We start from the raw sequence: 15,687 nt of genomic DNA on the forward strand, positions 1-15,687 counted from the left end.
GCCTCAGGCGTACGGAGCCAGCAGCGTGCGCAGCAGGCCCGCGAGCCGCTTCTGCTGGGCCGGGGCCAGGTCGGCCAGGAGCGCGCGCTCGGCCTCGAGCAGCGCCTCGAAGGCGGCGTCGACGGCGGTCTTGCCCTCGCGGGTGAGTCGGACGATCACCCCGCGCCGGTCCTCGGGGTCGGGATAGCGCTCGACGAAGCCCCGGGCGGCCAGGCGGTCGACGCGGTTGGTCATGGTCCCGCTGGTCACGAGCGTCTCGCGCAGGAGGCGTCCCGGCGACAGCTCGTAGGGCGCGCCGGCGCGGCGCAGCGCGGCGAGCACGTCGAACTCCCACGACTCGATCCCGTGCGCGGTGAACGCGGCGCGGCGGGCCAGGTCGAGGTGGCGCGCGAGGCGGCTGATGCGGCTGAAGACGGCGACCGGCTCGAGGTCGAGGTCGTCGCGCTCGCGCGCCCACGCCTCGACCAGCTCGTCCACCTCGTCCCGCATGGCAGCAGCGTAGCGGATGCGTCGAGAATCTTGACATCGAGATAAATCGGTCGCACGATGGAGCGATGGCACCGACTCCGACCCACAGCTGGGCCCCCGACCGCTACCTCACCTACGCCGACGAGCGCGGCCGCCCGTTCGTCGAGCTGCTGGCCCGCGTCGACGCCGACGCGCCCGCTCGCGTCGTCGACCTGGGCTGCGGCCCGGGCAACCTCACCGCGCTGCTCGGCCGGCGCTGGCCCGACGCGGAGGTCGTGGGCGTCGACTCCAGCGAGGAGATGATCCGCGCCGCGCACGAGGCGCAGCCCGACGCCCGGTTCGAGGTGGGCGACGTCCGCACCTGGCAGCCGCCGGAGGGTGGTGTCGACGTCCTGGTCAGCAACGCCACGCTCCAGTGGGTGCCGGGGCATCGCGAGCTCCTGCCACAGCTGGTCGAGGCCGTGCGGCCGGGAGGGTGGCTCGCCTTCCAGGTGCCGGGCAACTTCGACCAGCCGAGCCACACGCTGCGCGCGGAGCTCGCGGCCGAGGAGCCCTACGCCCAGCACGTGCAGGGCATCGCCAGCCCGGCCAGCCACGACCCGCAGGTCTACCTCGAGGACCTCACCGGCCTCGGCTGCGAGGTCGACGCCTGGGAGACGACCTACCTGCACGTCCTCACCGGCGAGGACGCCGTCTTCACCTGGGTCTCGGCCACCGGCGCCCGGCCCACGCTGCAGGCGCTTCCCGACGACCTGCGGCCCGCCTTCGAGGACGAGTTCAAGCGCCGCCTGCGCGCGGCCTACCCCGAGCGCGACGGCCGGGTCGTGCTCCCGTTCCGACGGATCTTCGTGGTTGCGAGGCGCGCGTCGTGAGGCTCCACCACGTCCAGGTCGCCTGCCCTCCGGGCGGCGAGGACGTCGCCCGCCGCTTCTACGCCGGCGCGCTCGGCCTGCAGGAGGTCGACAAGCCCGAGGCGCTGCGCGCCCGAGGCGGCGCCTGGTTCCGCGCCGTCGACGAGTCGGGGGCGGTCACCGCGGAGATCCACGTCGGGGTGGAGGACCCCTTCGCCCCGGCGCGCAAGGCCCACCCGGCGCTGGTGCTGAGCAATGCCGCCGACCTCGACGCCGTACGACGCCGCCTGGACGACGGCGGCTACGACGTCGACCTCAGCCAGCGCGACACGTTCCCCGGACACGACCGGGTGCACACCTTCGACGGGCACGGCAACCGCGTGGAGCTGCTCGTCGCCCGCGACTGATCAGAGCAGCGAGAGCGTGCCCAGCTCGCGGATGGCCGCGCACGAGCGTGCCACCATCGTCGCGAACATCCGGTCGCCGCGCTCGCTGCGCGTCCCGTAGGCGCACCCGAAGGTCGCCACGAGCGGGCCCTGCACCATCGCGAACCGGTAGTCGTCCCAGCACTCCTCGAGACCGTGCCCGCTGACGCCGTAGCCCAGCAGGGCCTGGTGGTACGCCGCCACGAGGTCGCGCTCGTGCACCCGGCGCACCTCGGGGTCGAGCGACGTCCCGACGAAGTAGGCGAGGTCGCGCGCAGGCAGGCCCAGCGACAGCGTCTGCCAGTCGAGGGCCACCGCGCCGCCGTCGGGGTGGAACATCAGGTTGTCGAGCCGGTAGTCGCCGTGCACCAGTGCGTAGCGCTCGCTGCGCGCGTAGCTCCACGGGCCCACGACCTGGGCCACCTCGCGCAGCGTGACGCGGTCCTCCTCCGAGACCAGGTCGCCGAGGCCGTCGACGAACAGCTCGGTCGTCGGCCCCGCGAGCTCGGCCAGCAGGTCGATCTGGTCGGTCGGCGTGAGCGCGAGGTGGTCGAAGTCCTCCAGCGTCGGGTCGCACCAGCGCGGACCGTGCAGGCCGGCCAGGTTGACGACCGCGTCGCGCGCCTGGTCGACGGTGCAGCCGCCGATCTGGTCGCCCTGGCGGGCCGGCGCGAGATCCTCCATCACCAGGACGAAGTCGCCGCTGTCGGGAGTGAGGGCGGCGTAGTGGCACACCGGGACCCGCACGGCCACCGTGGGCGCGATGTCGGCGTAGAACGTCAGCTCGCCGCGGTAGGCGCCGGCCAGCAGGTCGCGGGAGCCCTGGTCGGCCGCAGGCAGCTTGACGAGCACGGAGGAGGGGACGCCCTCGCCGGTGAGCTCGAGTCGGTAGCAGGTGCCGATCTGACCGGTCCCGACCGGCGTGGCGACGACGTCGACGACGCGCGCGCCCAGCGCCTCGCTCAGCCAGGCGGCGGTGAGGCCGTCGGCCTCGGTGACCACGCCGGCGCTCACCGGGCCCACCCCGGGTTGGTCGGCAGTGCGTCGAAGCGCCCCTCGGGACGCAGCGACCGCCAGGCCTCGACGACCGGCGCCAGCTCGGCCGGCGTCGCGCCGTGCAGCACCACGCTGTCGGCGCCGGCGTCGAGCTGGTCCAGCACCCGCCGCGCACAGGTCTCCGCGGTGCCGGTGGCCGACGCGGCCAGCCACTCGGCGGGCAGCAGCTCCTCGCGCAGGTAGGTCAGCTGCTCGGTGGTCCCCACGGCGTCGAACGCCCCGGCGTACCCCTGGACCAGCGGGTCCTCGCGGAAGCGCTGCAGGTCGGCGGGGTCCCAGCCGTTGGCCCGCACCAGCACGTCGCCGTAGCCCTGGAGGTACGTCGCCAGCCGCCCGACCAGCTTGCGCAGCGCGAGCTCCTCGGGCACCGACTCCTCGACGACGGCGAGCACCGCCCAGATCCGTACGGCGGACGGGTCGCGGCCGGCGGCGGCGGCCGACTCGCGCACGGTGCGCACCGAGCGCGCGAGCGTCTCGTCGCCCAGGAACGTGTGCAGCACGACCCCGTCGGCCACGCGGCCGGCGAGCGCGAGCGACTTCTCGCCGATCGCCATCATCAGCACCGGGATGTCCTCGTCGAAGGAGCCGTCCTGGCTGAGGTAGGGGTAGCTGCCGGCCGGGCCCTCGTGCCCGAACGCCTCGCCGTGCCACAGGCGCCGGTAGATGCCGACCGCGTCGGTCATCTGCGCCCCGGTGACGCGCGGGACGCCCATCACGTCGAAGAGCAGGTCGAAGCCGCGGCCCAGTCCGAGCGCGTAGCGACCGCCGCTCATACGGTGCAGCGTCGTCGCCATGGTGGCGGTGACCAGCGGGTGGCGGGTGTTGTGGTTGGTGGCCGCGGTGGCGACCCCGATCGTGGTGGACGCGGCCACCGCTGCGCCGGCGAGCACCGCGGCGTCCTTGAGGTTGAAGCGCTCGGAGAGGAACACCGAGCCGATCCCGAGGCGCTCGGCCTCCCTCACCTCGCCGATCAGGTCGGCGGGCGACGCGCTGTGCCCGGCCAGGCCGTAGCAGGCGAGCTCCGGCAGCTCCTGGCGGCCCGCGGGTGTGGTGTGCGTCACGCTGGCGGACGCTAGCAGTACTTGACACGTGTCAGGTGGCGCGCGGCGAAGTTACCCACTGGTAACGTCTGCCGGCATGAGCCAGGTCCTCACCCTCTGGAAGCGCGCCAACGCCCTGCCCGTGCTGGGCCCCGCCGTCGGGCGGCGCCTCTTCTCGCTGGCCTTCAGCCAGCGGGCGCCGTACTTCGCGACGATCCGCCCGCGCTTCGTCGACATCCGCCCCGACCGCGCCGAGCTGCTGATCCCCAAGCGCCGCGGCGTGCACAACCACCTCGGGACCGTGCACGCCATCGCGCTCTGCAACGGCCTCGAGGCCGCGATGGGCGCGCTGGCCGAGGCGAGCATCCCGCCGGGCAGGCGCTGGATCCCCAAGGGCATGGAGGTCGCCTACACCGCCAAGGCCACGAGCGACATCACCTGCATCGCCGAGACCGACCCCGACCAGTGGACCTCCGAGGACCCCGACCTGCCGGTGCGGGTCCGCGGCGTCCGTGACGACGGCACCGTCGTCGTCGAGGGCGTCATCCGGCTCTGGGTCACGCCGAAGACGCGCTGATCCTCAGAGCGGGCCGGTCGCGGTGCCGTCGGCGGCGGGCCGGGTGATCATCGAGACCTCGAGCGGCTTCCTCTCCCCGACCAGCTTGTGCTGCAGCCAGGTCGCGAGCGCGGTGAGCAGCAGGTTGACGAGGATGTAGAGGCTCGCGATGACGATCATCGTGGGCACCCGGTTGTCGAACTCCAGGAAGATCTGCTTGTAGATCCTGGTCAGGCCGGGAGCCAGGACGTACTGCCCGAGGGCGGTGTCCTTGAGCGCCACGATGCACTGGCTGATGATCGCCGGCAGCATGATCTTGACGGCCTGTGGCAGCAGCACGATGTTCATGACCTGCGTCTTGCGCATGCCGATCGCGTAGGCCGCCTCGCGCTGGCCCTTCGGGACCGCGTTGACGCCCGCCCGCAGCACCTCGGCCAGCACGGACCCGTTGTAGAGCGTGAGGGCGATGACGACCGCCCAGAAGGACGACCCCTCCTTGTTGATGCCGAGCACGAACCACGTGAAGACCATGAGCAGGAGCACGGGGACGGCGCGGAAGAACTCGACCACCAGCCAGGAGGGCCACCGGACCAGACGGTGGTCCGAGAGCTTCCCGACGCCGAGCAGGGCGCCGAGCACGCACGCCCCCACGATCGCGGCGCCGGCCATCTTCAGGGTGTTGAGCAGGCCGTCGACCAGGATGACCCGGACGTAGTCGGGGGTGACGAACACCTCCCACTTGTCGCCCTCGAACGTCCCGGCGTCGTAGAAGCGATGGAGGACGAAGGCGAGCACCCCGAGGACGAGGAGCGCCCCGAGCGCGCCGTAGAGGCGGTGGCGACGGATGGTGCGCGGACCCGGTGCGTCGAAGAGCACGCTGTTGCTCATGTGGCCACCCTCCATCGGCGCTCGAGTCTGTAGGACAGGAACGAGAAGACCTCGACGATCACGATGTAGCCGAGCGCGAAGCAGGCGAAGATCCCGAAGCGCTGGGTGGCCCCGAAGTCGTTGAGCAGGCTGCGCATGTTGGCGGTGGCCTCGGCGATGCCGAAGACCGCCGCCACAGAGGTGTTCTTGATGAGGGCGATCTGGACGCTCGCCAGCGGCGGCAGCGCGGCGCGGAAGGCGAGGGGCAGCACGACCTGCCTCATGACGCCACCGAACGGCAGCCCGATCGCGCGGGCGGCCTCGGCCTGGCCCAGCGGCACGGCGTTGATGCCCGCTCGCAGCGCCTCGCACACGAACGTCGAGGTGTAGAGCGTCAGGGACAGCACGGCGTAGCAGAACAGCGAGGTGAAGTCGTAGTCACCGATGCTCACCTTGAACCAGTTGAACTGGATGCTCAAGGTGGGGCCGGCGAAGGAGAAGAACGCGAAGACGATGACCAGGGGCGTGTTGCGGACCACGGTGACGTAGACGCCCGCCGCCGAGCGGAGCACGGCCACGGGGCCGACGCGCATGGCGACGAGCACCGTGCCGAGAAGGAGCGAGAGCACCCCGGACACGAGGAACAGCGCGAGGGTGTAGCCGAACGCCTGCAGGTAGGCGTCGAACTCGTCGAACACGGCCTTCACGGGCTCGCTCCTCTCCTAGGGGCACGCGTCCGGGGCGACGCGCACGCGCCGCCCCGGACGTCAGTGGTCGGTCAGGCTGCCGGGCACTCGTCGAGCGTCGGCGGGTCGGGGGTCTCGACGCCCGAGGGGCCGAGCGTGTCCTCGAACGCCTTCTCCCACGAGCCGTTCTCGAAGCTCTCCTCGAGCACGCCGTTGATCCACTCGCACATCTCGGGGTGCTCCAGGCTGTAGCCGACGCCGATGTTCTCCTCGGAGAACTCGTCGCCGATGACCTTGAGCTGGCCCTCGTTCTGGGCGGCGAAGCCGGCCAGGATCGAGCCGTCGGTCGACATCGCGGAGACCGTGCCGTCGAGGACCTTCTGGACGCACTCGGAGTAGCTGTCGAAGCCGACGCCCTTGGCGCCCTCCTCGTTGATCCGGTCGATCGAGGTGGAGCCCGTCACCGAGCAGACCTCCTCGCCCTTCAGGTCGGCGATGCTCTCGACGTCGCTGTCGGACTTCACGAGCACCTGCTGGCCGGTGGTGAAGTAGGGGCCGGTCTGCCCCACGACCTGGCGGCGCTCGTCGGTGATGGAGTAGGAGGCGAGCACGAGGTCGACCTTGCCCTGCTCCAGGAACGGCTCGCGGTTGTCGGAGATGGTCTCCTCCCACGTCGTCGCGTCCGTGTCCGCCGGGTCGATGCCGAGGTCGGCCACCAGGAGCTTGGCGATCTCGACGTCGAAGCCGGACGGGATGTCGTCGGTCGCGCCCTTGAAGCCGAGACCGGGCTGGTCGTACTTGACGCCCACCGTGATCTTGCCCGCCTCGGCGAGCTCCTTCATGTAGGTGCCGTCGTCGAACTCGTCGGCCGCGTTCTCCTTCACCTCGACGTCGGCACCACCGTCGTCGTCGCTGCCCGCGTCGCCGCAGGCGGCCAGGCTGAGGCTCAGCCCGAGAACCGCGATCGCGGCCTTGATCCTCGTGTGTCGCATCTAGGCAATCTCCTTCAGTGCTTGAGGATCTTGCCGAGGAAGTCCTTGGCTCGATCGCTCTGGGGGTTGGTGAAGAACTGCTCGGGGGTGTTCTCCTCGACGATCCGGCCGTCGGCCATGAACAGCACGCGGTCGGCCGCCGTGCGGGCGAAGCCCATCTCGTGGGTGACCACGACCATCGTCATGCCGCGCTCGGCGAGGTCGACCATGACGTCCAGGACCTCCTTGATCATCTCGGGGTCCAGGGCCGAGGTGGGCTCGTCGAAGAGCATCACCTTGGGCTCCATCGCCAGCGCGCGGGCGATCGCGACGCGCTGCTGCTGGCCGCCGGAGAGCTGCGCGGGGTACTTCGAGGCCTGGTGGCCGATCCCGACGCGGTCGAGGAGCTCGTGGGCGCGGGCGTCGGCGTCGGCCTTGGACTTCTTGCGCACCTTGATCGGGCCGAGCGTGACGTTCTCGAGGATCGACTTGTGGGCGAAGAGGTTGAAGCTCTGGAACACCATGCCGACCTCGGCGCGCAGGTTGGCCAGGGCCTTGCCCTCCTGGGGCAGGGGCTCGCCGTCGAGCGTGATCGTGCCCTTGTCGATGGTCTCGAGGCGGTTGATGGCCCGGCACAGCGTCGACTTGCCCGACCCGGAGGGCCCGATCACGACCACCACCTCGCCGCGGTGGACGGTGAGGTTGATGTCCTGGAGCACGTGGAGCTCGCCGAACCACTTGTCGACGTGATCGAGCACGACGAGCGGCTCTCCCGTCCCCGGGGTCCGTTCCTCGTTCTCCAGCGCAGTCATGCGGGGGACCCTAGCGGCACATAGTCCGATCGGGCCATGTCGAGACAGGGGTGTTGCAGACCCGTGACCCGGGGGATTCGGGCGGGCGGGGGCGCCGCCGTACCCTTTCGGGGTCATGTCTGCCACTCCCGCGAGCCCGCCCACCAGCACTCCCGCCGGCACCGCACGCACCTACGAGGTGCGCACCTACGGGTGCCAGATGAACGTCCACGACTCCGAGCGGCTGACCGGGCTGCTGGAGACGGCCGGGTACGTCGCTGCGCCGGCCGCGACGCAGGCCGACGTCGTCGTGTTCAACACCTGCGCGGTCCGCGAGAACGCCGACAACAAGCTCTACGGCAACCTCTCGCACCTGGCGCCGATCAAGGCCGCCAACCCGGAGATGCAGATCGCCGTCGGCGGCTGCCTGGCGCAGAAGGACCGCGACACGATCACGGCCAAGGCGCCGTACGTCGACGTCGTCTTCGGCACGCACAACATCGGCGCCCTGCCGGTCCTGCTCGAGCGCGCGCGGGTGCAGCAGGAGGCCCAGGTCGAGATCCTGGAGTCCCTGGACGTCTTCCCCTCCACGCTGCCGACCAAGCGGGAGTCGGCCTACGCCGCGTGGGTGTCGATCTCGGTGGGCTGCAACAACACCTGCACGTTCTGCATCGTCCCGGCGCTGCGCGGGAAGGAGAAGGACCGCCGTCCCGGCGACGTCCTGGCCGAGATCGAGGCGCTGGTCGCCGACGGCGTCTCCGAGGTGACCCTGCTCGGGCAGAACGTCAACGCCTACGGCGTGGAGTTCGGCGACCGCCAGGCCTTCTCCAAGCTGCTGCGCGCCTGCGGCTCCCTCGAGGGCCTCGAGCGGGTGCGCTTCACCTCGCCGCACCCGGCGGAGTTCACCGACGACGTCATCGAGGCGATGGCCGAGACCCCCAACGTGATGCCGTCGCTGCACATGCCGCTGCAGTCCGGCTCCGACGCGGTTCTCAAGGCGATGCGCCGGTCCTACCGCTCGACGAAGTACCTCGGCATCATCGAGCGGGTGCGCGCCGCGATGCCCGAGGCCGCGATCACCACCGACATCATCGTCGGCTTCCCCGGCGAGACCGAGGAGGACTTCCAGGCCACGCTGGACGTCGTGCGGCAGTCGCGCTTCTCGGGCGCCTTCACCTTCCAGTACTCCAAGCGCCCCGGCACCCCGGCCGCGACGCTCGACGAGCAGGTCCCGCCCGACGTGGTCAAGGACCGCTACGGCCGCCTGGTCGAGCTGGTCAACGACATCGCATGGCAGGAGAACCAGCGCCTGGTCGGTCGCCGCGTCGAGTTGATGGTCGCCGAGGGCGAGGGCCGCAAGGACGCCGAGACGCTGCGGCTGTCCGGCCGCGGCCCCGACAACCGCCTCGTGCACTTCCTCGCGCCCGCGGAGCCGGTGCGGCCCGGGGACCTGGTCACGGTCGACATCACCTACGCCGCCCCGCACCACCTGGTCGCCGACAGCGTCGCCGTCGTACGCCGCACGCGCTCGGGCGACGCGTGGGAGGCCCGCCAGGGTCGTCCCGTGGACGCCGGCGTCTCGCTCGGCATGCCCTCGCTCGGCGTCCCCGCGCCGCTCCCCGCCGCGCCGGCCTGCCGCTGATGGCCGCCGACGCCCCGACCATCCTGGCCACCTCCGGGGGCATCGTCGCCGGGTCCCGCACGCGCTGGGAGGTCGGGCCGCTCACGAGGCACGCCGTCGACCTGGCCGGCGTCACCGGCCGGGCTCCCCGGGTCTGCTACGTCGGCACGGCGGGCGGCGACGCGGCGGAGGGGATCCGCAACTTCTACGACATGGCCCAGCTGGCCGGCTTCGCCGGCTCGCACCTGTCGCTCTTCACCATGCCCAACGTCCCCGACATCAGGGAACACCTGCTGGCCCAGGACGTCATCTGGGTGTTCGGCGGCAGCGTCGCCGGGCTGCTGGCGACCTGGGAGCTGCACGGCGTCGGCGACGCGATGCGCGAGGCGTGGGAGGCGGGCGTCGTGCTCACCGGCGTCTCGGCCGGCTCCATCTGCTGGCACGTCGGCGGCACCACCGACTCCTTCGGCCCCGACCTGCGCCCGATCACCAACGGCCTGGCCCTGCTGCCCTACTCCAACGGCGTCCACTACGACTCCGAGGAGCAGCGCCGCCCGCTCTTCCAGTCGCTCGTCGCCGACGGCACCCTCCCGCCCGGCTACGCCACCGACGACGGCGCCGGCCTGCTCTACCGCGGCACCGACCTCGTCGAGGCCCTCGCCGAGAACGGCTCCGCCGGCGCCTACGCCGTCCACCGCGGCCCCGACGGCACCGCCCTCGAGACCCCGCTCGACGTGCGCCGCCTGGCGTAGCGCCGGGCGGTGAGTTTCACCGGGTACCCGGTGAAACTCACGCTTCCGGTAGGAAACTTCGTACCGGAAGCGTGAGTTTCGGGCGGGGAGTGGGCGCCGGTCACGCGGCTGGTCCAGATGCGCCGGTCGACCGCCGAAACTGGCGCCGGACCGACGAAGTCTCAGCGGTCATGGTCCAGATTCGTCGGTCGACCGGCGAAGCTGCACCACCCCCGGGAGCACAGGCTCAGTCGGAGCGCGGGTCCTTGCTGGAGTAGCCGGCCTTGGGCTCGAGGCCGTCGGGGCTGGGCTCGTGGCCGCCGCGGGACTGCTCCGGCGGGGCGTCCTCGGGCGACGTCGCGCGACCCTCGCTGGTGTCGCGGACGCCGGTGGCGGCGTGCTGGCCCGGGCCGGCGTGGCCCTCGCGCTCGCTGCTCACGCCCAGGTCGCCGGACGGGTCCTGGTCGGAGTCCTGGATGTCGTAGTCGTCGTCCGGAACGTCGGGACGAGCCTCGTGACCCTCGGCGCCCTCGGTGCTCATACGGGGTTCTCCCGGTCGGCCTCGTCGGCGCCGCCGGTGTTGTCCTCGTCGGTGTCGGTCTCGGTGGCCTCGGTGGAGGTGTCCTCGCCCTCCTGGACCTCGTCGGGCTCGTCCTGGATCGCGGGGTTGTCCTGCGGGTCGAGGTCGGCCGGCGTCGGGCTGCCGTCGGAGGCCTCCCCGTCCACGCCGTCGCCGTGGTCGATCGCGTCGACACCGCCGGGGTTGGGCTCGCCGGGCTCGATCTCGGGCTCGGGCTTGGGGCCTAGGTCTGCGTCAACCATGCGGCGTACTCCTCAGAATCCGAAGGTGGTGTAGGGCTTCGTGGTACCCGACCGCAGCGACTGCAACACAGCCAGCTCGTGGGGCACGACGGGGTCGGGCAGCGCGTCGAGCGCGCACCAGCGCAGCTCGGCGCACTTCTCGGGCTCGACCACTCGTGGGTCGCCCGTCCAGCTGCGGGCCGTGAAGAAGAAGTCGACCCGCTCGTCGATCGCGGCGGCGTGGCGGGTGCGCTGCATCGAGGTCACGAACTGCAGGTCCAGCCCGCCGACGCCGATCTCCTCGGCGGCCTCGCGGTGCGCGGCGTCGTACGCCGTCTCCCCACGCTCGACATGACCGGCCGCGGCCGCGGCCCAGTGGTCGTCCATGTAGCCGGTGTTCTGGCGCAGCTGCAGCAGCACCTCGGGGCCGGTGACCCCGTCGCGCAGCAGGAAGACGTACGCCGCCGGCACGACCACGAAGCGGCCGTGGGTCTCGTCGGTCCCGGCGTCGGTGACGGGGTCCGTCACTGGGACGGCTGGTCCTCGGTGGTGCCGGCGTTCTCCTCCTGGAGCGGGCCGGTGTGCGGGTCGTCCTGCTCGTCGGGCAGCTCGCTGGCGTGCTCGCCCGGGGGAGTGTCGAAGGGCTCGCCGGTCAGCTCGTCGTCGGTGGTCGGTGACTCGCTCATCGCAGGTCGTCGTTCTTGCCGTCGAGCTTGTCCAGCCCGTCCTTGGCCTTGGCCTGCACCTTGGCGATCTTGTCGGCGTGCTTGCCGCCGGTCTTCTGGTCCGCAGCCGCGGCGGCCTTGTCGATGCCGTCGGAGATCTTGTCCCCGTGCTTGTCCACGGCGTCGGTCAGCTTCTTCTTCGCGTCGTCCAGGAAGCTCATGTCGCTCCTCCGTGTCGGGTGAGGATGGTTGGTTGCCACACTAGCCACATGGCCCTTCCCCCGATCGTCGCGCTCGTGGGCGCGACCGCCTCGGGCAAGACCGGGCTGTCGCTCGACCTCGCGCAGGCGCTGGGCGGGGAGGTCGTCAACACCGACGCCTTCCAGGTCTACCGCGGCATGGACATCGGCACCGCCAAGGTGCCTCCGGCCGAGCGCCGCGGCATCGCGCACCACTTGCTCGACCTGCTGTCGGTGCGCGAGCCGCTCACCGTCGCCCACTTCCAGGACCAGGCGCGCGAGACCGCGGCGCGGCTGCGGGCGGGCGGCACGACCCCGGTCCTGGTCGGCGGCAGCGCGCTCTACACCCGCGCGGTCCTCGACCGCTTCGACTTCCCGGCCACCGACGAGGCCGTGCGGGCGCGGTGGGAGGCCGAGCTCGAGCGGGTCGGCGCCCGCGCCCTGCACGCCCGGCTGGCCGAGATCGACCCGGGCGCCGCCGCCCGGATGGTGCCCGACAACGGACGCCGCGTCGTGCGCGCCCTCGAGGTCATCGAGATCACCGGCGAGCCGTGGTCCGCGGCGCTGCCGGACCTGACGTACGCCGACCCGGCGACCGTCCAGGTCGGGCTGAGCATCGACCGGCCGACCCTCGACCGACGCATCGAGCAGCGCGTCGCGGAGATGTTCGAGGCCGGCCTCGTCGCCGAGGTCGAGCGGCTGCTGGACGAGGGTCTCGCCGAGGGCCGCACCGCGTCGCGCGCGATCGGCTACCGCGAGGTCGCGGCCTTCCTCGCCGGCGAGATGAGCCTCGATGCCGCGCGCGAACGCACGGTCATCGGGACCCGGCAGTTCTCCCGACGCCAGGACGCGTGGTTCAAGAAGGACCCCCGCGTCGTGTGGGTGCCCTTCGACGCCCCCGACCGGCTCGAGCAGGCCCTCGCGGCGGTCCACAACACCTGAGCAAGTTCGGTCGGGCGCCCGGCGCCCCGGTCGCGCCAGACTGGTCGACATGGAGGGACGTGACCGGCTGCGCGAGCTGCTCGACGCCGTGCTGGACGAGGAGCACCGCACGCTGGGCGACATGGCGGGCGGCGCGCACTCCTCGCCCTACCACTTCAGCCGGCTGCTCAGCCGCGACACGGGGGAGCCGCCCGTGGCCATGCGGCGCCGGGTGCTGCTGGAGCGGGCGGCCTGGCGGCTGCGCCGCGGCACGTCGGTCACCGACGCGGCGTTCGAGGCCGGCTACGAGTCGGTCGAGGGCTTCAGCCGTGCCTTCCGACGTGCCTTCGGCCACGTGCCCAGCCAGGCCTCGGTCGCCGAGAGCCCGGGCGGCCACTGGCTGCCCGCCCCCAACGGCATCCACTTCCACCCGCCCACCTCGCTGTGGGTCCATGCCCAGGAGCACTCGATGAACCCCGTGACCGAGCTGATGGTCCAGCACGACCTGGACGACACCCGCGCCCTGATCGACCTCGCCAAGGGCGTGGGGGATGGCGACTACCGCCACGAGCACCTGCCGGGCAACACGGTCCTGACGTGGGACGGCGAGGAGTCGTCGCTCGCGGCCGTGCTCGAGCACCTGGTGTGGAGCAAGGAGGTCTGGCTGGCCTCGGTCGAGGGCGCCGAGCTCCCCGCCCGCGGTGGCGACGACGCGATCTCCCTGCTGGCCCGGCACGACGCCGTCGCGCCGCGCTGGCTGGCGACCGTGCGCGAGATCGACCGGCGCGGGGGCTGGGAGGACCGGCTGGTCGACGCGCTCTGCGAGCCGCCGGAGAGCTTCGTCATGAGCAGCGTGGTCGCCCACGTGCTCACCTTCGCGGCGCACCGGCGCCACCTGGCCCGCCAGCTGCTGCGCGCCGGCGGCCACGCGGTCGACCACGGCGACCCGATCGACTGGCTGCGGGCCCGGACGGGAGTGGCCTGATGGTGCGGACGACGTACTACACGGCGACCACGCTCGACGGGTTCATCGCCGACGAGCACGACTCGCTGGACTGGCTCTTCGTGCAGGACCAGGACGAGTCGGGTCCGCTGAACTACGGCGACTTCATCGCGGGCGTCGGCGCGATCGCGATGGGCGCCACGACCTACGAGTGGGTCCTGGCCCACAACGCCAGGACGGGTGACGCCTGGGCCTACGACGTGCCCGCCTGGGTGTTCACCCACCGCGACCTGGAGCCGGCCACCGACCGCGTCACGATCACCTCCGCGCCGGTGCCGCAGGTGCACGCCGAGATGGCCGCGGCCGCGGCCGGCAAGGGGGTCTGGGTGGTGGGCGGGGGAGACCTCGCGGGCCAGTTCGCCGACGCCGGCCCGCTCGACGAGATCGTCGCCTACGTCGCGCCCGTCACCCTCGGCGCCGGTCGCCCGGTCTTCCCGCGCCGCCACGCCCTGCGGCTGCTGGAGGTCGCCCAGAACAAGGCCTTCGTCTGCGTCCGCTACGAGGTGCTCGGGCCCCCTACGCTGTGGGGGTGAGCACCTCCACCTGGCCCGAGATCAGCACGCTCGACGAGCTCGTCGACCTGCTCGGCGAGCCCAACGCGCGGGCGGTCGGCAAGGGGCGCACGGCGCTGCTCGACGTCGACCGGGACTGGCTCGCCGCCTCGCCGTTCTGTGTCATGGCCACCTCCAGCTCCTCGGGTGCCTGCGACGCCTCTCCCAAGGGCGACCCCGCCGGCCAGCTCGTGCACGTGATCGACGACGTCACGATCGCCCTCGCGGAGCGGCCCGGCAACCGGCGGGCCGACGGCTACAAGAACATCCTGGACAACCCCCACGTCGGGCTGAACTTCCTGATCCCCGGTCGCGGCGACACCCTGCGCGTCAACGGCCGCGCCCGGCTGGTCAGTGACGCGCCGTTCTTCGACGAGCTCGTGGTCAAGGGCCACCGGCCGATCCTCGCGGTGGTCGTCGACATCGAGGAGATCTTCTTCCACTGCACCAAGGCGTTCCTGCGCTCGCGGCTGTGGAAGCCGGAGACGTGGGACCCCACCGGGACCGTGCCGCGCCGCGCCGTGCTCGCCCACGACGTGGAGCCCAGCGGCAAGACCATCGAGGAGCTCGACGAGTACTACGGCCCCTCCTACGAGGAGCAGCTCTACGCATGACCTACGACTTCCTCAAGGGCCACGGCACGGAGAACGACTTCGTGCTCCTGCCCGACCACGACGGCAGCGTCCACGGCGACCTCGACCCGGCGCGGGTGCGCGCGCTGTGCGACCGGCGCGCCGGCATCGGCGGCGACGGCGTGCTGCGCGTGGTGCGCGCCGACGCGATCGAGGCCGGCCGCGGCCAGGACGCCGAGTGGTTCATGGACTACCGCAACCACGACGGGTCGCTCTCGGAGATGTGCGGCAACGGCGTCCGGGTCTTCGCCCTCCACCTGGTGCAGGAGGGCCTCGTCGACCCGGCCGCGCCGATCCCGGTCGCCACGCGTGACGGCGTCAAGGTGCTGACGATGCGCGACGACGGGCTGGTCACCGCCGACATGGGCACGCCGAAGGTCCTGGGCGAGACCGAGGTGTCGGTGCCCGGTCACACCTGGTCTGCCACGCACGTCGACGTCGGCAACCCGCACGCGGTCGCCTTCGTCGACGACCTCGCCGACGCCGGGGAGCTGGTGGTCCCGCCGACCCACGACGAGGCGGTCTACCCCGACGGCGTCAACGTCGAGTTCGTCGTACGCCGGGGGGCGGCCCACGTCGCGATGCGCGTGCACGAGCGCGGCTCCGGGGAGACCCGCTCCTGCGGCACCGGAGCGTGCGCGGTGATGGTCGCCGCGGCCGTCGCCGACGCGGCGCCGCGCGACACGACGTACCGGGTCGACGTGCCGGGCGGCACGCTGTCGATCGTGTGGACGGCCGACGACCGGATGCTCATGACCGGGCCCGCCGTGCTCGTGGCCCGCGGCACCACCGACCTGTAGCGCTACTAGAGT

Annotated in this window: 22 protein-coding genes; 10 read left to right on the plus strand and 12 right to left on the minus strand. The window is 72.1% G+C overall.

Annotated elements, in window-relative coordinates; genetic code table 11:
• Positions 1–3: 3 nt before the first annotated feature.
• The gene (locus E4622_RS16285; protein WP_134741247.1) at positions 4–489 is read right to left on the minus strand and encodes a MarR family transcriptional regulator; all 486 of its coding nucleotides are present in this window, start codon (positions 487–489) and stop codon (positions 4–6) included.
• Positions 490–554: 65 nt separating this feature from the next.
• On the opposite strand from E4622_RS16285, the gene E4622_RS16290 reads away from it, so the two are divergent.
• Complete coding sequence (locus E4622_RS16290) at positions 555–1,340, plus strand: trans-aconitate 2-methyltransferase (RefSeq protein ID WP_134741248.1); 786 nt, start codon at positions 555–557, stop codon at positions 1,338–1,340.
• The gene (locus E4622_RS16295; protein WP_134741249.1) at positions 1,337–1,726 is read left to right on the plus strand and encodes a VOC family protein; all 390 of its coding nucleotides are present in this window, start codon (positions 1,337–1,339) and stop codon (positions 1,724–1,726) included. Before E4622_RS16290 ends, E4622_RS16295 begins: the two co-directional genes overlap by 4 nt.
• Here the strand turns inward: E4622_RS16295 and E4622_RS16300 are convergent, their stop codons facing one another.
• Entirely contained in the window at positions 1,727–2,758 is a 1,032-nt protein-coding gene (locus E4622_RS16300; protein WP_134741250.1) for a phosphotransferase, read from the minus strand.
• Complete coding sequence (locus tag E4622_RS16305) at positions 2,755–3,861, minus strand: TIGR03857 family LLM class F420-dependent oxidoreductase (protein ID WP_134741251.1); 1,107 nt, start codon at positions 3,859–3,861, stop codon at positions 2,755–2,757. The genes E4622_RS16300 and E4622_RS16305 overlap by 4 nt, the downstream gene beginning before the upstream one ends.
• Positions 3,862–3,937: 76 nt before the next feature.
• On the opposite strand from E4622_RS16305, the gene E4622_RS16310 reads away from it, so the two are divergent.
• Positions 3,938–4,417, plus strand: coding sequence for a hotdog fold domain-containing protein (locus E4622_RS16310; RefSeq protein WP_134741252.1), 480 nt, complete (start codon positions 3,938–3,940; stop codon positions 4,415–4,417).
• Between the two features lie 3 nt (positions 4,418–4,420).
• Here E4622_RS16310 and E4622_RS16315 read toward each other — a convergent pair whose 3' ends face one another.
• The 4 genes from E4622_RS16315 to E4622_RS16330 all read right to left on the minus strand — a co-directional run bounded on the left by E4622_RS16315 (position 4,421) and on the right by E4622_RS16330 (position 7,732).
• Positions 4,421–5,284 carry an amino acid ABC transporter permease gene (locus tag E4622_RS16315; RefSeq protein WP_167736122.1) on the minus strand — a complete coding sequence of 288 codons (864 nt, stop codon included), beginning with the start codon at positions 5,282–5,284 and terminating at the stop codon, positions 4,421–4,423.
• A complete protein-coding gene (locus tag E4622_RS16320; RefSeq protein ID WP_134741254.1) occupies positions 5,281–5,970 on the minus strand; it encodes an ABC transporter permease subunit in 690 nt (229 codons plus the stop codon). The genes E4622_RS16315 and E4622_RS16320 overlap by 4 nt, the downstream gene beginning before the upstream one ends.
• Positions 5,971–6,041: 71 nt before the next feature.
• Positions 6,042–6,941: a glutamate ABC transporter substrate-binding protein gene (locus tag E4622_RS16325; RefSeq protein WP_134741255.1), complete on the minus strand. Its 900-nt coding sequence runs from the start codon at positions 6,939–6,941 to the stop codon at positions 6,042–6,044.
• 14 nt (positions 6,942–6,955) lie between these two features.
• Entirely contained in the window at positions 6,956–7,732 is a 777-nt protein-coding gene (locus E4622_RS16330) for an amino acid ABC transporter ATP-binding protein (protein WP_134741256.1), read from the minus strand.
• Between the two features lie 115 nt (positions 7,733–7,847).
• On the opposite strand from E4622_RS16330, the gene miaB reads away from it, so the two are divergent.
• Both miaB and E4622_RS16340 read left to right on the plus strand, forming a co-directional pair.
• Entirely contained in the window at positions 7,848–9,353 is a 1,506-nt protein-coding gene (miaB, locus tag E4622_RS16335; RefSeq protein WP_134741257.1) for a tRNA (N6-isopentenyl adenosine(37)-C2)-methylthiotransferase MiaB, read from the plus strand.
• Positions 9,353–10,084, plus strand: a complete 732-nt coding sequence (locus tag E4622_RS16340) for a peptidase E (RefSeq protein WP_134741258.1) — start codon at positions 9,353–9,355, stop codon at positions 10,082–10,084. Before miaB ends, E4622_RS16340 begins: the two co-directional genes overlap by 1 nt.
• Before the next feature lie 226 nt (positions 10,085–10,310).
• On the opposite strand, the gene E4622_RS16345 is transcribed toward E4622_RS16340, so the two are convergent.
• Genes E4622_RS16345 through E4622_RS16360 form a run of 5 tightly spaced genes read right to left on the minus strand, consistent with a single transcriptional unit; the run spans position 10,311 to position 11,750 of the window.
• A complete protein-coding gene (locus tag E4622_RS16345) occupies positions 10,311–10,604 on the minus strand; it encodes a hypothetical protein (protein WP_134741259.1) in 294 nt (97 codons plus the stop codon).
• Complete coding sequence (locus E4622_RS16350; RefSeq protein ID WP_134741260.1) at positions 10,601–10,885, minus strand: hypothetical protein; 285 nt, start codon at positions 10,883–10,885, stop codon at positions 10,601–10,603. The genes E4622_RS16345 and E4622_RS16350 overlap by 4 nt, the downstream gene beginning before the upstream one ends.
• 12 nt (positions 10,886–10,897) lie before the next feature.
• Entirely contained in the window at positions 10,898–11,392 is a 495-nt protein-coding gene (locus E4622_RS16355; RefSeq protein ID WP_134741261.1) for an NUDIX domain-containing protein, read from the minus strand.
• Positions 11,389–11,550, minus strand: coding sequence for a hypothetical protein (locus tag E4622_RS22870; RefSeq protein WP_167736123.1), 162 nt, complete (start codon positions 11,548–11,550; stop codon positions 11,389–11,391). The genes E4622_RS16355 and E4622_RS22870 overlap by 4 nt, the downstream gene beginning before the upstream one ends.
• Entirely contained in the window at positions 11,547–11,750 is a 204-nt protein-coding gene (locus tag E4622_RS16360; RefSeq protein ID WP_134741262.1) for an antitoxin, read from the minus strand. The genes E4622_RS22870 and E4622_RS16360 overlap by 4 nt, the downstream gene beginning before the upstream one ends.
• Before the next feature lie 48 nt (positions 11,751–11,798).
• Here E4622_RS16360 and miaA point away from each other — a divergent pair, with 48 nt between their 5' ends.
• Genes miaA through dapF form a run of 5 tightly spaced genes read left to right on the plus strand, consistent with a single transcriptional unit; the run spans position 11,799 to position 15,675 of the window.
• A complete protein-coding gene (gene miaA / locus E4622_RS16365) occupies positions 11,799–12,710 on the plus strand; it encodes a tRNA (adenosine(37)-N6)-dimethylallyltransferase MiaA (RefSeq protein WP_134741263.1) in 912 nt (303 codons plus the stop codon).
• 49 nt (positions 12,711–12,759) lie between these two features.
• Positions 12,760–13,674, plus strand: coding sequence for a helix-turn-helix domain-containing protein (locus tag E4622_RS16370; RefSeq protein WP_134741264.1), 915 nt, complete (start codon positions 12,760–12,762; stop codon positions 13,672–13,674).
• Complete coding sequence (locus E4622_RS16375) at positions 13,674–14,225, plus strand: dihydrofolate reductase family protein (RefSeq protein ID WP_134741265.1); 552 nt, start codon at positions 13,674–13,676, stop codon at positions 14,223–14,225. Before E4622_RS16370 ends, E4622_RS16375 begins: the two co-directional genes overlap by 1 nt.
• Positions 14,222–14,857, plus strand: a complete 636-nt coding sequence (locus tag E4622_RS16380; RefSeq protein WP_134741266.1) for an MSMEG_1061 family FMN-dependent PPOX-type flavoprotein — start codon at positions 14,222–14,224, stop codon at positions 14,855–14,857. Before E4622_RS16375 ends, E4622_RS16380 begins: the two co-directional genes overlap by 4 nt.
• The gene (dapF, locus tag E4622_RS16385; protein ID WP_134741267.1) at positions 14,854–15,675 is read left to right on the plus strand and encodes a diaminopimelate epimerase; all 822 of its coding nucleotides are present in this window, start codon (positions 14,854–14,856) and stop codon (positions 15,673–15,675) included. The genes E4622_RS16380 and dapF overlap by 4 nt, the downstream gene beginning before the upstream one ends.
• The last annotated feature ends 12 nt before the right edge of the window (positions 15,676–15,687 follow it).

Source organism: Nocardioides sp. 503 (genome assembly GCF_004522095.1).
Lineage (GTDB): Bacteria > Actinomycetota > Actinomycetes > Propionibacteriales > Nocardioidaceae > Nocardioides.

Bases quoted from the DNA above. Each gene is read 5' to 3' on its own strand.
- E4622_RS16315 (WP_167736122.1), bottom strand. From the start codon at position 5,284: ATGAGCAACAGCGTGCTCTTCGACGCACCGGGTCCGCGCACCATCCGT.
- E4622_RS16285 (WP_134741247.1), bottom strand. From the start codon at position 489: ATGCGGGACGAGGTGGACGAGCTGGTCGAGGCGTGGGCGCGCGAGCGC.
- E4622_RS16345 (WP_134741259.1), bottom strand. From the start codon at position 10,604: ATGAGCACCGAGGGCGCCGAGGGTCACGAGGCTCGTCCCGACGTTCCG.
- E4622_RS16325 (WP_134741255.1), bottom strand. From the start codon at position 6,941: ATGCGACACACGAGGATCAAGGCCGCGATCGCGGTTCTCGGGCTGAGC.
- E4622_RS16310 (WP_134741252.1), top strand. From the start codon at position 3,938: ATGAGCCAGGTCCTCACCCTCTGGAAGCGCGCCAACGCCCTGCCCGTG.
- E4622_RS16290 (WP_134741248.1), top strand. From the start codon at position 555: ATGGCACCGACTCCGACCCACAGCTGGGCCCCCGACCGCTACCTCACC.
- E4622_RS16375 (WP_134741265.1), top strand. From the start codon at position 13,674: ATGGTGCGGACGACGTACTACACGGCGACCACGCTCGACGGGTTCATC.
- E4622_RS16370 (WP_134741264.1), top strand. From the start codon at position 12,760: ATGGAGGGACGTGACCGGCTGCGCGAGCTGCTCGACGCCGTGCTGGAC.
- E4622_RS16360 (WP_134741262.1), bottom strand. From the start codon at position 11,750: ATGAGCTTCCTGGACGACGCGAAGAAGAAGCTGACCGACGCCGTGGAC.
- E4622_RS16350 (WP_134741260.1), bottom strand. From the start codon at position 10,885: ATGGTTGACGCAGACCTAGGCCCCAAGCCCGAGCCCGAGATCGAGCCC.
- E4622_RS16330 (WP_134741256.1), bottom strand. From the start codon at position 7,732: ATGACTGCGCTGGAGAACGAGGAACGGACCCCGGGGACGGGAGAGCCG.
- miaA (WP_134741263.1), top strand. From the start codon at position 11,799: ATGGCCCTTCCCCCGATCGTCGCGCTCGTGGGCGCGACCGCCTCGGGC.
- E4622_RS22870 (WP_167736123.1), bottom strand. From the start codon at position 11,550: ATGAGCGAGTCACCGACCACCGACGACGAGCTGACCGGCGAGCCCTTC.
- dapF (WP_134741267.1), top strand. From the start codon at position 14,854: ATGACCTACGACTTCCTCAAGGGCCACGGCACGGAGAACGACTTCGTG.
- miaB (WP_134741257.1), top strand. From the start codon at position 7,848: ATGTCTGCCACTCCCGCGAGCCCGCCCACCAGCACTCCCGCCGGCACC.
- E4622_RS16340 (WP_134741258.1), top strand. From the start codon at position 9,353: ATGGCCGCCGACGCCCCGACCATCCTGGCCACCTCCGGGGGCATCGTC.